The organism is Caldovatus aquaticus (assembly GCF_019458025.1).
Classification (GTDB): Bacteria; Pseudomonadota; Alphaproteobacteria; order Acetobacterales; family Acetobacteraceae; genus Caldovatus; species Caldovatus aquaticus.
In genome coordinates this window covers 1-15,084 of record NZ_JAHZUY010000013.1, presented here as the reverse complement: position 1 = coordinate 15,084, position 15,084 = coordinate 1, and the positions used below count along the sequence as shown (strand labels likewise).

At 76.9% G+C, this 15,084-nt stretch carries 12 protein-coding genes and 2 pseudogenes; 7 read left to right on the top strand and 7 right to left on the bottom strand.

The genetic code is table 11. From position 1 onward, the window contains the following. Nucleotides 1-187: 187 nt before the first annotated feature. Complete coding sequence (locus K1J50_RS07280; protein WP_220117046.1) at nt 188-787, bottom strand: hypothetical protein; 600 nt, start codon at nt 785-787, stop codon at nt 188-190. Nucleotides 788-1,131: 344 nt separating this feature from the next. Here K1J50_RS07280 and K1J50_RS07275 point away from each other — a divergent pair, with 344 nt between their 5' ends. Continuing rightward, on the top strand, nt 1,132-1,554 hold the full coding sequence (locus K1J50_RS07275) for a DUF2267 domain-containing protein (protein WP_220117045.1): 423 nt from the start codon (nt 1,132-1,134) through the stop codon (nt 1,552-1,554). A 9-nt stretch (nt 1,555-1,563) separates the two neighbouring features. Here K1J50_RS07275 and K1J50_RS07270 read toward each other — a convergent pair whose 3' ends face one another. The 4 genes from K1J50_RS07270 to K1J50_RS07255 form a co-directional block, all read right to left on the bottom strand. Next, entirely contained in the window at nt 1,564-2,442 is an 879-nt protein-coding gene (locus tag K1J50_RS07270) for a hypothetical protein (protein WP_220117044.1), read from the bottom strand. Further along, the gene (locus K1J50_RS07265) at nt 2,439-4,919 is read right to left on the bottom strand and encodes a Lon protease family protein (protein ID WP_220117043.1); all 2,481 of its coding nucleotides are present in this window, start codon (nt 4,917-4,919) and stop codon (nt 2,439-2,441) included. The genes K1J50_RS07270 and K1J50_RS07265 overlap by 4 nt, the downstream gene beginning before the upstream one ends. Before the next feature lie 363 nt (nt 4,920-5,282). Beyond that, nucleotides 5,283-5,993, bottom strand: a complete 711-nt coding sequence (locus K1J50_RS07260) for a phosphoribosyltransferase (RefSeq protein WP_255575027.1) — start codon at nt 5,991-5,993, stop codon at nt 5,283-5,285. Beyond that, a complete protein-coding gene (locus tag K1J50_RS07255) occupies nt 5,980-6,660 on the bottom strand; it encodes a dienelactone hydrolase family protein (RefSeq protein WP_220117042.1) in 681 nt (226 codons plus the stop codon). Before K1J50_RS07255 ends, K1J50_RS07260 begins: the two co-directional genes overlap by 14 nt. A gap of 183 nt (nt 6,661-6,843) precedes the next feature. On the opposite strand from K1J50_RS07255, the gene K1J50_RS07250 reads away from it, so the two are divergent. The 6 genes and pseudogenes from K1J50_RS07250 to K1J50_RS07225 all read left to right on the top strand — a co-directional run bounded on the left by K1J50_RS07250 (nt 6,844) and on the right by K1J50_RS07225 (nt 11,407). Next, nucleotides 6,844-7,338 carry an archease gene (locus K1J50_RS07250; RefSeq protein ID WP_220117041.1) on the top strand — a complete coding sequence of 165 codons (495 nt, stop codon included), beginning with the start codon at nt 6,844-6,846 and terminating at the stop codon, nt 7,336-7,338. Nucleotides 7,339-7,369: 31 nt separating this feature from the next. Further along, nucleotides 7,370-8,793: pseudogene (locus K1J50_RS07245) on the top strand (RtcB family protein). A gap of 209 nt (nt 8,794-9,002) precedes the next feature. Continuing rightward, on the top strand, nt 9,003-9,572 hold the full coding sequence (locus K1J50_RS07240) for an HPF/RaiA family ribosome-associated protein (RefSeq protein WP_220117040.1): 570 nt from the start codon (nt 9,003-9,005) through the stop codon (nt 9,570-9,572). A 423-nt stretch (nt 9,573-9,995) separates the two neighbouring features. Next, complete coding sequence (locus K1J50_RS07235) at nt 9,996-10,229, top strand: hypothetical protein (RefSeq protein WP_220117039.1); 234 nt, start codon at nt 9,996-9,998, stop codon at nt 10,227-10,229. Between the two features lie 269 nt (nt 10,230-10,498). Then, nucleotides 10,499-10,783 carry a hypothetical protein gene (locus K1J50_RS07230; protein WP_220117038.1) on the top strand — a complete coding sequence of 95 codons (285 nt, stop codon included), beginning with the start codon at nt 10,499-10,501 and terminating at the stop codon, nt 10,781-10,783. Nucleotides 10,784-10,897: 114 nt separating this feature from the next. After that, entirely contained in the window at nt 10,898-11,407 is a 510-nt protein-coding gene (locus tag K1J50_RS07225) for a YbhB/YbcL family Raf kinase inhibitor-like protein (protein ID WP_369413545.1), read from the top strand. A 132-nt stretch (nt 11,408-11,539) separates the two neighbouring features. On the opposite strand, the pseudogene K1J50_RS07220 reads toward K1J50_RS07225, so the two are convergent. Together K1J50_RS07220 and polX are read right to left on the bottom strand one after the other, a co-directional pair. Further along, nucleotides 11,540-12,796 (bottom strand): annotated as a pseudogene (locus tag K1J50_RS07220) (hemolysin family protein); the annotation flags it as partial. A 173-nt stretch (nt 12,797-12,969) separates the two neighbouring features. After that, nucleotides 12,970-14,697, bottom strand: coding sequence for a DNA polymerase/3'-5' exonuclease PolX (polX, locus tag K1J50_RS07215; RefSeq protein WP_220117037.1), 1,728 nt, complete (start codon nt 14,695-14,697; stop codon nt 12,970-12,972). Nucleotides 14,698-15,084: the final 387 nt, after the last annotated feature.

The window sequence follows — 15,084 nt, the reverse complement described above, 5'->3', positions numbered from 1 at the left end:
CCCCCCGGCGATGGCGGGAGGCCGGGTTCCCCTGCTCGTCGTCGCGCCGTCCCGTCCGGCCCTCATGCGCCGCGTCTCCCGCAGGCCCGCCGGCCGTCCCCCGGCGCCGCCGGGGGCGCGCCGGCGCCCTTCCGCTGGCCCGGGCACGCGCCGACGGCTCTCGCGGATCGTCCGCCTGCGACCGCCCTCAGCCGCCACCGGCCCGTGCGTGCGTGGGCTCCGCAAGTTCCCGGATCCAGGCCTCGCCGCCACAGGTGATGTCCAGGGCGATGGCGGTCTCGAGGGTGTGCCGCAGAACGGCGGCGCCGTCCACGCGGCGGCCTTCCGCCTCCGCCGCGCGCAGCAGGGCGTGGCCGGCGCCGAGCGCGACCTCGCGCCCCGATCCCTCGGCCCAGACCGTGCCGGCCGGCACCGGCAGGATCGAGAAGTCGGCGCCGATCGCCCACACCCCGCCCGGGCGGGCGAGCAGGAGGGTCTGCGCGAGATCGAGCGGCCCGCGCTCCTCCGCGCCGCCGCGGAAGCCGTCGGCCTGCAGCAGCGCGCGCGCCCGCAGCGCGAACTCGTCGGGCCCCGACAGGCCCTCGAGCAGCGTCTCGGCGCCGCGGAACAGCACGTTGGCGGCGCGCAGGTGCCCCGCCACGCCGATCGCCCACGGCGCCCGCACCACCCATTTCGGGCCGAAGGCGTGGCGGATGTTGTCGGCGCAGACCACGGTGTCGCTGCCGACCCAGGTCCCGCCTCCGCCGCCGCGGCCGGTGCCGAGCCACAGGGCGACGATGATGCTCACGGCACGCGACCTCCGCTTCTCTCTCCCTCCGGGCCCGGGCAGGGGCCTCCTCGGCCGCACCATGGCGGGGATCGTGGCGGCGCGGAAGGCGCCCCGTCGCTCCCTCCCCCGTTCGCGCGGGCGCGATGACCGAGATCAAGGACGCGGCGCCCGCGCCGGAGCCGAATGCGCGCGCCGCCGGCGGGGCCGGGCCCGTCCGGGCGCCCATGCGGCCGCGAGGAGGAACGGGAAATGCCGCCGTCCTGCGGGACCGGCGCCATACGCCGCCCTGTCGCGCCTGCGGAGCGCCCGCCCCACCGGCCGGTCGCGACGCGGGGGCCTCCGCGGGCAAGGGAGCAAGGACGGTGAACGGCATCCGGGAATTCGACGAGGCGGTCCGCGTGGCCGCGGAGTGGTTCGAAGCGTTCGTGGCGCGGCTCGGCTGGCACGACCGGGAGCGGGCCTACCGGGCGCTGCGCGCGGCCGCGCACGCCCTGCGCGATTGCCTGCCGGTGGACGAGGTGGCCGCCCTCGGCACCCAGCTTCCGACGCTGTTGCGCGGCGAGTACTACGAGGGCTGGCGGCCGACCGGACGCGCCTTCCGCATCCGGACACGCGAGGCCTTCCTCGAGCGCATCCGCGAGGGCGTCCACCGCGACCCGGCGGTGGACGCCGAGCAGGTGGCGCGCGCCCTGCTCGCCCTCCTCGCCGCCCGCCTCCCTCCGGCCGAGATCGAGGACGCCAAGGCCGTCACCCCCGCCGAGCTGCGCGGCCTGTGGCCCGACTGAGGCGGCGCCTCAGCCCTTCCGGTCCTCCGCCGCCGGGGACTCCTCCGGCGGACCGACGAGGAGCGCGGGAACGCCGCGCGCCGAGACCAGCGGCGGCGGCAGCAGCCGCGCCGCGCCGGCGGCGCCGCGGCCGAGCACCAGCAGCCGCTCCCGCGCGCCCTCGAGCGCCTCCAGGATGGCGTCGGCGCTCAGCTCGCGCAGTCCGCGCGCGAGGACCCGCCCCTCGGGCAGGCGCGCCGCGCGCGTCGCCGCGGCCACCGCCTCCTCGAAGCCGGCGGCGCCCGGCGGCCGCAGCACGAGCAGCCGCTCGCGCGCCGCCGCGGCGATGCCGGCGGCGGCGCGCAGCCCAGGGTCGGAGGGGGTCGCCGCCACGGCCGCGACCGGTCCCGCGTGACGGGCGATCCGCTGCGGCAGCAGCATGACCGACGCCGCCGAGCGCAGCGCGGCCTCCAGGGCGCGGGGCAGCGGCTCGCCGCTCGCCCGCCCCGCCGGGGCCCGCGCCCCGGGCAGGGCGACGATGTCGCCCGCCCGCGCCAGGGCGCCGAGAGCCGCCGCCGGGTCGCCGCGCAGGAACTCGAACGCGGCGGAAACGCCGAGCCGCGCGCACTGCTCCTCGAGCAGCCGCCGCGCGCGCCGCGCGGCGCCCTCGAACTCCGCGGCGATCCGCGCCGCGTCTATCCGGCTCCACTCGTAGCCGGGCAGCCGCAGCTCCCGCGCCAGGGGAAGGTCCGCGAGGCCGAGCACCGCCTCGTCGGCGACGAAGACGCCGAGCAGGTCGACCCCCAGCAGGCGCGCGAGCTCCGCCGCCGCCCGGACCCCGCCCTCGCCGTCGCCCGTCTCGGCGAGGTCGAGCAGGACGCGCCGGAACGCGTCGGGTTCGCGCGTCATGATCCGCCCTCCTCCGGTCCCGCCTCCGCGGCCGCCCCCTCGTGCATCGCCCGCCGCGCCGCGGCGAAGCGCCGGAGGCGCTCCTCCACCAGGCGGTTGACGCTGCCCTCGGGATAGGCGCCGTCCGGCCCCCGGACCCCCGCGGGGCGCCCGGTCAGCAGGGCAGCCGCCTCGTCGATGCGCCGCACCGGGTAGATGGCGAAGCGGCCGGCGGCGCAGGCCTCGACGACGTCGGCGTGCAGCATCAGGTGCTGCACGTTGGCGTGCGGGATCACCACGCCCTGCGTCCCGGTCAGCCCGCGCGCGCGGCAGACCTCGAAGAACCCCTCGATCTTCTCGTTCACGCCCCCGATCGCCTGGACGTCGCCATGCTGGTTGACCGAGCCGGTGACCGCGAGGTCCTGGCGCAGCGGCAGGCCAGAGAGGGCCGAGAGCAGCGCGAGCAGCTCGGCGCAGGAGGCGCTGTCGCCCTCGACGCCGCCGTAGGACTGCTCGAACACCAGGCTGGCGTAGAGCGACATCGGCGCATCGAGGGCGTAGCGGCCCGACAGGAAGCCGGTAAGGATCAGCACGCCCTTGGCGTGCAGCGGACCGCCCAGCGCCACCTCGCGCTCGATGTCCACGATCCGCCCGGAGCCGGGCCGCACGCGGGCGGTGATGCGCGTCGGGCGGCCGAAGGCCTGGCCGCCGATCGTGATCACGCTGAGCCCGTTGACCTGCCCGACGCGGCTGCCCGTGGTGGCGATCAGGGCGATGTCGCGCAGGATCGCCTCGCGCGCGAGCTCGTGCACGCGCGCGAGCCGGCGCCGCTGCTCGGCGATGGTGCGCTCGACGTCCTCGCGGGCGATCGCGGCGCGGCCGGCGAGGCCGGCCCAGTGGTCCGCCTCGACCACAAGATCGCGCAGCCGCTCCGTGAGCAGCGTCAGCCGCTCGGCGTCCTCGGCGAGACGCGCGGCGTGCTCCACGGCGCGCGCCGCGGCGCCGCGGTCGAGCGGCCGCAGCCCCTCCTCCCGGGCGATGGTTCCGATCATCCGCGCGAGCATCGCCTCGCTCTCCGGCGAGCGCGCCGCCTCGTCGTCGAAATCGGCGACGATCTTGAAGTGCCGGTCGAGGTCGGGATCGAGCGCCGCCAGCAGGTAGTGGAGCAGCCGCTCCCCGACCAGCACCACCTTGACGTCGAGCGGGATCGGGTCGGGCTCCAGCGAGACGGTGCTGGTGAGGCCGATGTGCTGCGCGACGTCCTCGATGGTGATGCGCCGCTGCAGCAGCGCGCGCTTGAGGGCGGCCCAGCTGAACGGCTCCATCAGCAGGGCGCGCGCGTCGATCAGGATGGTCCCGCCGTTGGCGCGGTGCAGCGATCCGGGCTTGATCAGGCGGAAGTTGGTGATCAGCGCGCCCTGCACCGGGATGTGCTCGACCCGGCCGACGAGGTTGCCGAGCGTCGGGTGCAGCTCCTCGATCACCGGCGCGCCCGCCTCCGCGGGCCGCGTCACCAGGACATTGACGTCGTAGCGGTCGAACGGGCTCATGCTGCGCGGGCCCGCCGGCAGCCCGACCGGCATCCCGCCGTCCGGCGGCAGCGCCTGGGCCTCGAGGAAGAGCGGCGCGTGGTCCAGCAGGTCGGCGCGGACCGCCTCGAGATGCTCCAGCACCCGCGGCAGGTCGGCGAAGGGCGCCTTCGCCTCCTCGATCGCCTGGTCGATCGCGAGCTTCGCCGTCTCGCGGTCGAGGGCGCGCACCGCATCCCGGCGCTCCTTCTCGATGCGCGGGATGCCGCGCAGCGTCTCCTCCAGGTCCTTCTCGATCTCCTCGATGGCCGCGCGCATCTCGGCCTGGCGCTCCGGCGGCCAGGCGGCGAACTCGTCCGGCGGGACCACCTTGCCCTCGCGCGCCGGCGCGACCGCGAACCCCATCGGCGTGCGCAGGATCGCGACCCCCTTCGCCGCCGCCTTCTCGCCGAGCGCGGCGAAGCGCCGCTCGGCCTCGCCCTGGAAGGAGGCCTCGATGGCGCTCCGCCGGCGCTGGTAGTCCTCGCTCTCGAACAGCGCGGGCAGCGCGGCGCGCAGCTCGTCGATCAGGCCGGAGAGGGCGGCGCGCAGCGCCGGCGCCCGGCCGGCGGGCAGCGCGAGGGCCACCGGCCGGTGCGGCACCGCGAAATTGTTCACGTAGACCCAGTCGGGCGGCGCGGGGCGGCGCGCCGCGGCCTCCCGCAGCAGCTCCCGGAGCGCCTCGCCGACGCGCGCGGCACCCGGCCCCACGGCGAAGATGTTGAATCCGTCGGCGGCGATCTGCGTGCCGAGCCGGACCGCCTCGCGGGCGCGGGCCTGGCCCGCCAGCCCCTGCAGGGGCTCCAGCTCCGCCGTGGTCGTGAAGGCGAGCGCGGAGAGATCCGCCGGCCGGTAGAGCCGCTCGGCCGGCAGCGCGGCGGGCGGCGCCTCCGCCGGCTGGCCGGAAACCTGCGGGTCGGTCGCATCCATGCAATGTCCCCCTGGGGCCGGTGTTCGCCCCGGTGTTCGCTTCGCGCAAGGCCCGCCGCGCCGGCGGGTGCGCCCGCCGGTTGCCGCGGCACCGCCGGGCCGGAACCCGAAGGACGCCTCTTGCCGGGCCGGCGGCCGCGAACGGTCGGCGGCCGCGAACTCTACAAGGGCGCGGCCGCCCCCGTTTGATCGAGATCAGAACGGTGCGCGGACCGCAACGACACGCCCAGCCACCGCACCGGCGGGCAAACGGCCGCGCCCGCCGAAGGCGCGGGCAGCATGGCCGCGATCGCCGGGCCTTGCCAGGGGCCTCGCTGCGGGACGACGCCCGGCCTCGCCGGCGGCCACGGGGACGAGGCCTCCTCAGCCGGCGGATCCGCCGCCGCCCTCGGGGGCCGAGCGCGCCGCCGCGGCGGCGGCGTCGAGCAGGCGGATCACCTCGGCGTCGTCGAGCTGGTGGAAGTCGGCATAGCAGCCGCCGATGCCGAAGGGGATCTCGCTCTCCGCCAGGCAGACGATCTCGTCCGCCTCGCCGCGCAGCGCCGCGATGGTCTCGGGCGGCGCGACCGGGACCGCGAGCACCAGGCGCGCGGGGCCGCGCCGGCGCAGCGCGTGCAGCGCCGCGCGCGCGGTGGCGCCGGTCGCCAGCCCGTCGTCCACCACCACGGCGGCGCGCCCGCGCGGATCGGGGCGCGGCCGGCCGGCGAGGTAGAGCTGGCGGCGCCGCTCGATCTCCGCCAGCGCCTGCGCGCGCGCCCGCGCGATGTAGGCCTCGTCGGCACCGGTGAGCGCGACGACGTCGGCATTCAGCACCGTCTCGGCCTCGGCGCCGTTCACCACGGCGCCGAGCGCGAGCTCCGGCTGGCCCGGCGCGCCGATCTTGCGCACCAGGACGAGATCGAGCGGGGCGTGGCCGAGCGCCGCCGCGACCGCCGCCCCGACCGCGACGCCGCCGCGCGGCAGGGCATAGACGATCGGCCGCTCGAGCGGCGGGCTGAGGCGCCGCAGGCGCACGCCGAGCCGCTGGCCGGCCTCGGCGCGGTCGGCGAACAGCGGCGGTTCAGGCGGCCACATGGCTCGGCTCCGGCGCCAGCCAGCGGAGGAACCAGCCCGCGGCGAGCCGCGCCACCTGCTCCAGCGCGCCCGGCTCCTCGAAGAGGTGCGTCGCGCCCGGCACGATGGCGAGCTCGGTCGGGCAGGTCATCCAGGACTGGGCCCACTCGTTCAGGCGCAGCACCTCGTGGTCCTCGCCGCCGACGATGAAGAGCGTCGGCGCCGTGACGCGCGTGAGATGCCCCTCGCCCGCGAGGTCCGGCCGCCCGCCGCGCGAGACGATGGCGCCCACCGCTCCGGGTCGCGTCGCGGCGGCGACCAGCGCGGCCGCCGCGCCGGTGCTCGCGCCGAACAGGCCGACCGGCAGGCCCGCGGTCGCCTCGTGCGCGGCGACGTGTTCCATGGCGGCCGCGAGGCGGCGGGCGAGCAGGCCGATGTCGAACACGTTGCGCCGGTCGGCCGCCTCCTCCTCGGTCAGCAGGTCGAACAGGAGGGTGGCGAGGCCGGCATGGTGCAGCGCCGCGGCGACCTGGCGGTTGCGCGGGCTCAGCCGGCTCGAGCCGCTGCCGTGGGCGAAGACGACCACGGCCTCGGGCCGCGCCGGCAGCTCCAGCACGCCGGGAAGCCCCACGGGCGGAATGACCAGCGGCTCGGTCCGGACGATGCCGGGAGAGGAGGGCGGAGGCATGCCGCGTGCTCCCTGTTTCCGTTTCCGGGGCGCGGACCCAGATTGCTCCTGGACCGATCAACGCCGCGTCCCGGCCGCGTTTCCTAGGCGGCCCGGCGGCCCGCCGCCTTGCGCGGCGTCAATGTGGCGCGGCGGCGGCCCGCCCAGCCTGCGCGGCGGGCACCACGACGCGGGAGGCCGGAGATGCCGAACACGGAGCGGGGCGGGGGCGGGGCAACACCTGCGGCACAGGCGGCGCCGGAGGCCGGCTGGGAGCACTTCGCGCACGATGCCGACATCGGCGTGCGCGGCTGGGGCCCGACGCCCGAGCAGGCCTTCGAGCAGGCGGCGCTCGCCCTGACGCGCATCGTCACCACCGCCGAGGTCCGGCCGCTGGCCGAGGTCGGCGTGACCTGCGAGGCGCCCGACCTCGAGCTGCTGCTGGTCGAGTGGCTCAACGCCGTGATCTTCGAGATGGCGGTGCGCCGGATGCTGTTCGGCCGCTTCGCCGTCACCATCGAGGGCGGCGGCGCCGGTCCCTTCCGCCTGCGCGGGACGCTCTGGGGCGAACCCGTCGACGCCGCGCGCCACGCCCCGGCGGTGGAGCCGAAGGGCGCGACCCTCACCGCCCTGCGCGTCGCGCGCGAGCCCGCGGAGGCGGGCGGGCGCTGGAGCGCGGCCTGCGTCGTGGACGTCTGAGCCGAAGGCGCGAGGAAGAGGAGCTGCGAGCATGGACCCGGCACGCCTGACGAGGCTGGACGAGGTGACTTGGCGGATCGAGCCGACCGGCGCGATGCGCGTTCCCGTGATCCTCTACGCCGACGAGGCGCTGCTCCGCGACATGGACGACAAGGTCGCCGAGCAGGCGAGCAACGTCGCGACCCTGCCCGGCATCGTCGGCGCGAGCTACGTGATGCCGGACGCGCACTGGGGCTACGGCTTCCCGATCGGCGGCGTCGCCGCCTTCGACCCCGAGCAGGGCGGCGTCGTCTCCGCCGGCGGGGTCGGCTTCGACATCTCCTGCGGGGTGCGCACCATGACCACCGGCATCCCGCGCGCTGCGGTGGAGCGGGTGAAGGACGCGCTCGCCGACTCGCTCGCCCGCACCATCCCGGCCGGCGTCGGCAGCGAGGGCGCGATCACGCTCGACCCGGCGGCCATGGACGCCATGCTGTGCGGCGGCGCCCGCTGGGCCGTCGAGCAGGGCTGGGGCGAGCCCGCCGACCTCGAGCGCATCGAGGAGGGCGGCCGCGCCGAGGAGGCGCGCCCCGAATTCGTCTCCGGCCGCGCCAAGGAACGCCAGCGGCGCGAGATGGGCACGCTCGGCTCCGGCAACCACTATCTCGAGATCCAGGCGGTGGAGGAGGTCTTCGACCCGGCGACGGCCCGCGCCTTCGGCCTGGTCCCCGGCGAGGTGGTGGTGACGATCCATTGCGGTTCGCGCGGGCTCGGCCACCAGATCGGCTCGGAGTTCCTCAAGGAGATGGCGGTCGCCGCCGCGGCGGCGGGGCTCGCGCTGCCCGATCGCGAGCTCGCCTGCGCCCCGATCGCCTCGGAGGTCGGGCGGCGCTACCTCGGCGCCATGCGCGCCGCGACCAATTGCGCGCTGGCCAACCGCGAGATCCTCGGCCACTACGCCCGGCGCGTGCTGCGGCACTTCTTCCCGCAGGCGGAGATCCGGCTGCTGTTCGACGTCTCGCACAACACCTGCAAGGTCGAGACCCACCAGGTGAAGGGCAGGCCGCGCACGCTGTTCGTGCACCGCAAGGGCGCGACCCGTGCCTTCGGCCCGGGGCATCCCGCGCTGCCCGCGGCGCTGCGCGCGGTCGGCCAGCCGGTGCTGATCGGCGGCAGCATGGGCACCGGCTCCTACGTGCTGGTCGGCGCGCCCGAGAGCGAGGCGCGCTCCTTCGCCTCCGCCTGCCACGGCGCCGGGCGCGCGCTGTCGCGCCACGCCGCGACCCGGCGCTGGAGCGGCCGGCAGGTAGTGGACGAGCGCGCGGCGTGCTGGTGCGCAGCCCCTCGATGCGCGGCGTCGCCGAGGAGGCGCCGGGCGCCTACAAGGACGTGGGCGCGGTGGTGCGGGCGGCGGAGCGCGCCGGCCTCGCGCGCCGCGTCGCGCGGCTCGCTCCCCTCATCTGCATCAAGGGCTGAGGCGGCGGACGAGGCCATGCGCCCCGGCGGCTCGCCGCATCGTGATCCGCGCCTCGCGGCGGCGCCCGGGGCGCCCCCGGCGCTGCCGCCGCGATCCGTCGCCCGGCCGCCGGCGGCACAGGAGCATTGATGGGGATCAATGCGATCGCCGCCCCCGATCCCCAGGATCCGCGGCGCGCCGGCCCGTCGCCGCGCGAAGGACCAGGCCAATGACCGTTCCGCTGCAGATCACCTTCAAGGACATGGAGCCGTCGCCGGCGCTGGAGGCGCGCATCCGCGCCAAGGCGGCCGAGCTCGAGCGTTTCGAGCACGACATCCTGCGCTGCCACGTCATCGTCGAGGCGCCGCACCGCCACCACCACCAGGGGCGCCTCTACCGCGCGCGCGTCGAGGTGTTCGTGCCGCGCGGCGACGTCTTCGTGACGCGGGAAGGCCCACTGAACCACGCCCACGAGGACCCCTACGTGGCCGTGCGCGACGCCTTCGACGCGGCCATCCGCCAGCTCGAGGACCATGTGCGCAAGCTGCGCCGCCAGGTGAAGCAGCACGGGCCGGCGATGCGCCGCGGCCGGGTCGCGCGGTTCATCGCCGGCGAGGACTACGGCTTCATCGAGACGGAGGACGGCGAGGAGGTCTATTTCCATCGCAACAGCGTCTCCGGCAACGCCTTCGACGAGCTGCGCGTCGGCGATCCGGTCCACCTCTCCGTGGAGGAGGGCGAGAAGGGGCCGCAGGCCGTCGTCGTGCATCCGGTCCACCGGCACCGTTCGGCCGGCTGAGGGCGAGGCGCGGAGGAGGCAGTGGCAGTCACCGTCATGCCGGCGCACCTCCCGCGCGCCGCGCCGGAGGACGGCGCGACCCCGCCGGCGCGGCGGGCCGCGTCCGGCCCGCCCCTCCGCCGGCGGAAGGGGTGAGCGGCTCCGCCGCGCCCGGCCCGCAGGACGGCCGCGACGTCTTCGGCGCCCCGGACGGGGAGGCCGCCATCGCGGGGAGGGCGATCGTGCGCGCCCCGGCCCCGCGCAGGGGGAGGCCCGGGGCGCGACGGAACGGCGGCGCTCCGTGGCCCCGGCGGATGAGCCGCCGCGGCGATGGCGATCCCCGAGGCCGCGGGGACCCGGCCGGCGGGGTAAGGGCCGAAGCCTCCGGCCGACGGCGGGGCGCCACGGCCCCGCCCCGGCGACCGATCGCAAGGGAGCATCCGCATGCAGAGCGCCACCTTCCGCAAATGGCTTGCCGAGCGCGGCTGCTATTTCCGCCGCCACGAGCGTGGCCACGGCCAGGGCCACCCCACCGTCACGGTGGTGCGGGATGGCCGGACCGCCGAGCTGCCCCTCGTCGGCTCGCACGACCGGCTCGATCCGGAACTGGTCCGCGAAGTCTGCGAGCGCCTGGGCCTCGACTGGTCCGAGTTGCCCGGCGAGGCGAGCCGGGTCTGACCGCCAGGCGGAGCCGCCGATGGGCCCTGCCGGGCCGCGCCCCCCGCGGGCACGGCGGCGGGGCGTCCGTGACCCGGCGATCCGGGCCGGCGCGCGCCCCGACCCGGCACGCCGCGTCCGCCGCGGGCGGGTGCGAGCGGCGCGGCGGCCGGAGACACCGCGTCCGCCCCCCGTGCCACGCCGGGCGTCGCGGCGAACCGGCCGGCCGGCGGGTTCCGCCGCGCCCGGCCCGGGGTATCCCTTCCTTCCGTCGAGCGGAGGCACGCGCGATGCGCGAAACCGAACTCCACGGACCCGGCCAAGGCCGCCTGCGCATCGTCACGGACGACCGCGGCACCGACATCCTCGACGCCGCAGGCCGGGTGATCGCCAGCTACGGCTCCGACCGGCACGAGGAGATGATCGCCCGCTACGAGGAGGCCGGCTGGCAGATCGCCAGCGACCGCGCCGTGCGGCCTCCGATCCTGGCGCACACGCCGCCGCCGCCCGCGCCGGACACCGATACCGTGCGCGGCCCGCAGGACCTCGCCCAGCCCGACGCCGAGGACGCCTGAGGCACAGGGGGCGCCCGGCCGGGCCCCGTGGCGTCCCCTCGGGCGCCCCGCGCCGCCCCCATTGACGCAGATCAGCCGCGCCACGGCCGCGGCCGCCTAGGATGGCCGCGCGCCATGGCACGGCGGCCGGAGGATCGCGCGATGACGATGACTCTCTCGAGCCCCGCCTTCCCCCCGGGCGGAACCATCCCGAAGGCCTACACCTGCGACGGGCACAACGTCTCGCCGCCCCTCGCCTGGTCGGGCGTGCCGCCGCGGGCCGGCGCGCTCCTCCTGGCCTGCGAGGACCCCGACGTGCCGCGGGGCGTGTTCCGCCACTGGGTCGCCTTCGACCTCCCGCCCTCCTTCGACGGCCTGCCGGAAGGGGCCGGCGCCGCGGATTCCGGGCACGTCTTCCGGCAGGCGGTGAACGATTTCGGCCATGTCGGCTACGGCGGGCCGTGCCCGCCGCCGGGCGATCCGCCCCACCGCTACGTCTTCCGGCTGCTCGCGCTCGACCGGCCGCTCGGCGCGGCGGTGACGGCGCGCGCGCCGACCTGCGCGGAGGTGCTCGCCCTGGCCCGGCCGCACGTGATCGCCACGACCGAGCTCGTCGGCCGCTACGGCCGCAGCCCGAGGCGGTGAGGCGGCGGGGGCGCCGCCCGCGGGCGCCCCGGTCCCGCCACCCCCCTGCCCCCACCCTCGCGCCGGGCCGCTGCCCGGCCGGCGCGGCGCCGCGGGGGCCAGCGCCGATCCCGCGGGCGCGGCCAGGACCTTGTCGATGCGGCGGCCATCCATGTCCACGACCTCGAAGCGCCAGCCCTGCGCCAGCGCGGCGTCCCCCACCTGCGGCAGGCGGCCCAGCGTGGCGAGCACGAAGCCGGCCACCGTGTGGTAGGGCCGCTCCTCCGGCAGCCGAAGGCCGAGCCGCTCGGCCATCTCGTCGGCCGGCATCCAGCCCGCGAGCAGCCAGGAGCCATCCTCGCGCCGCACCGCCTTGGGCTCCTCCTCCTCGTCCAGGTCGGCGCGGAACGCGCCGACGATCGCCTCGGTGAGGTCGGCCGGCGTGACCAGGCCCTCGAAGTTCCCGTACTCGTCGTGCACCAGCGCCATCGGCACCGCGGCCTCGCGCAGCGTCGCCAGCACGTCGAGCGCGTCGGCCGTGTCCGGCACCGCGGGGGCCGGTCGGGCCATCGCCCGCAGGTCGGGCTTCTCGCCGCGCAGCAGCGCGGCGAGCAGGTCGCGCGCCTGGATCACGCCCAGGATCGCGTCGGGCGAGCCCTCGCCCACCGGCAGGCGCGCGTGCGGGGAGCGCAGCACGACCTCCCGCGCCGCCTCCGGTCCCGCCGTCGCGTCGATCCAGTCCACCTCGCCGCGCGGCGTCATGACGGCGCGCACCGACCGCTCGCCGAGGCGCAGCACGCCCGCGATCATGCGCCGCTCGGCCGCCTCGATCGCGCCGGACCGCTCCGCCTCGGCCACCAGGTGGCGCACGTCCTCCTCCGTCACCCGCTCCGCGGCCTCCTCGGGACTGCGGCCGAGCAGGCGGAAGACCAGGTCGCTCGAGGCGTCGAGCAGCCAGGCGGCGGGGGCGGCGACGCGCGCGAGCACGGTCATGACGGGCGCGACGAGGCAGGCGAGGCGCTCGGCGTCGCGCAGGGCGAGACGCTTGGGCACGAGTTCGCCGACGACGATCGAGAGGTAGGTGACCGCGAGCACCACCGCCCCGAAGCCGACCGGCTCGGCAAGCCCGCGCGGCAGGCCGAGCCCGGCCAGCAGCGCCGCCAGCCGCCCGCCCAGCGAGGCGCCGGAGAAGGCGCCGGCGAGGATACCGACCAGGGTGATGCCGATCTGCACCGTGGACAGGAAGCGGGCCGGGTCGTCGGCCAGGGCGAGCGCCGCCCGCGCCCCCGGGCGGCCCGCCTCGGCCATGGCGCGCAGGCGCGGGCGGCGGGCCGCGACCACCGCCAGTTCCGAGAGGGCGAAGAAGCCGTTCAGGAGGACGAGGACGAGGACGATGGCGAGTTCGAGCATGCGCCTCCCCGACGGCCGCCACCGCGCGCCATCCGCTGTCGTCCGGCCCAGCCTAGCGCGGCCGGCCGCGGCGGGGGAAATGCGGCGGCCGGCTCGCCCCCGCCGGGCGCCGACCGGCCGCGGTCGAAACCGGGCGGGAAGCGCGCGGGGCGGGCGCGCCGGCGGCGCCCGCGCTACGCCCCGCGGCGCAGCAGCGCCATCAGCTCGGGCAGCGGGCGGGTGTTGAGGACGTCGTCGGGCTCCAGCCAGCCGCGCCGCGCCTGGTCCACGCCGTAGCGCATGAAGGCCAGCTCCTCCGGGCCGTGGGCGTCGGTCGAGATCGCGACCTTCACGCCGATCTCCTTGGCCAGACGGCAGAGGCTGTCGGAAAGGTCGAGCCGGTCCGGCTGCGCGTTGACCTCGAAGTGGCAGCCGCGCTCCCGCGCCGCGCGCAGCAGCCGCTCCATGTCGAGCGGATAGGGCGGGCGGGCGTTGATCATCCGGCCGGTGGGATGGGCGATGATGTCGAGGTGGCGGTTGTCCATCGCGCGCAGCAGGCGCTCCGTCTGCTTCTCCCGCGACAGCCCGAAATGCGAGTGGATGGCGCCGACCACGAGGTCGAGGTCGGCGAGCACGGCATCCGGCAGGTCCAGGCGGCCGTCCTCCAGGATGTCCACCTCGATCGAGGCGAGCAGGGTGAAGCCGCCGCCCAGCGTCGCGTTCAGCCGGCGGATGGCGGCGACCTGGCGCGCCAGCTCCTTCGGGCCCAGGCCGTGCGCCATGGTCAGGCGGCGGCTGTGGTCGGTGATGGCGAGGTAGGCGTAGCCGCGGTCCCGCGCCGCCTGCGCCATGTCCTTGAGGCTCGCGCGGCCGTCGGTCGCGTCGGTGTGGGCGTGCAGGTCGCCGCGGATGTCGGCGGCCGTGACGAGGCGCGGCAGCCGGCCCTCGCGGGCGGCCGCGATCTCGCCCAGGTCCTCGCGCAGCTCGGGCGGGATCGGCGCCAGGCCCAGCGCGGCGTAGATCTCCTCCTCGGTGCGGCCGGCGATGCGCCGCCGCCCGCGGAACAGGCCGTACTCGTTGAGCTTCAGGCCCTTCTCCACGGCGATCCGCCGCAGTGCGATGTCGTGCGCCTGCGAGCCGGTGAAGTAGAGCAGCGCGGCCCCGTAGGAGGCGGGCTCGACCGCGCGCAGGTCCACCTGCGTGCCGTTGCGCAGGACCACCCGGGCGCGCGTCGGACCGCGCTCGGCGACCTGCGCGATCTCGTCGTAGCCGAGGAAATGCGCGATGGCCGCCTCCGGCGTCTCGCTCGCCACCACCAGGTCGAGGTCGCCGACCGTCTCGCGCCGGCGCCGGTAGCTGCCCGCGACCTCGGCCGCCAGGATCCCCCGGCCCTGGCGCAGATGCCGCAGCAGCGGCTCGACGATCTGCTCGGCCGCGCGCAGCTTGAGCCGGCGCGGCTGCCCCTCGCCGCGGGACAGCGCCTCCAGGATCTTCGCCTCGATGACCGGGCCGAAGCCGGGGATCGAGCGCAGCCGGCCGGCGCGCGCCGCGGCGGCGAGCGCCGCGACGTCGGTGATGCCGAGCGTCTCGTAGAGGGTGCGCACGCGCTTCGGCCCGAGGCCGGGGATCGCCAGCAGCGCGGTGATACCGGGCGGGACCTCGCGCTCGAGCTCCGCGAGCAGCGGCGGATGCTGTCCGGCGGCGATGGCGGCGATCTTGCCCGCGAGATCCTTGCCGATCCCCGGCAGCGCGTCGAGATCCTCGCCGGCGGCGAGCATGTCGGCGACGCTGCGCGGCAGCCCCTCCACGATCCGGGCGGCGCGCCGGTAGGCGCGGACGCGGAACGGGTTCGCGCCCTCGATGTCCAGCAGGTCGGCGATCCTGTCGAGCTCGGCGGCGATGTCGGCGTTGGTGACCGGCATGGGCCCTCGCTGCTGCGGATGTTTCCGGCCGCGCAGCAGATCACGAGTGGTCGCGCGGCGTCACCCGTGGGGCGCCCGCGCCGCCGGCCCTGCGGCCTGATCCAGATCAAGAACGGCGCGCGGCGCCCGCGCATAAATTTGAAAAAATGCGGCAGCGATGCGCCCGCCGCCGGCAGGCGGCTCCCCCGGGGCCGCGGACGGGGATCGGCAGCACGGGGCGGGGCGCGCGGATGCCGTCGGCATCGGGAAGGAGGCACGACCATGGCGGCCACCGGGCTTGAAGTGTTCGACCGGACGGTGCAGACGACCAACATCTGGCTCGACGAGATCATGAAGACGATCGGGCCGGACCGGCACGCCGCGTGGCACGCGCTCGGCGCCGTGCTG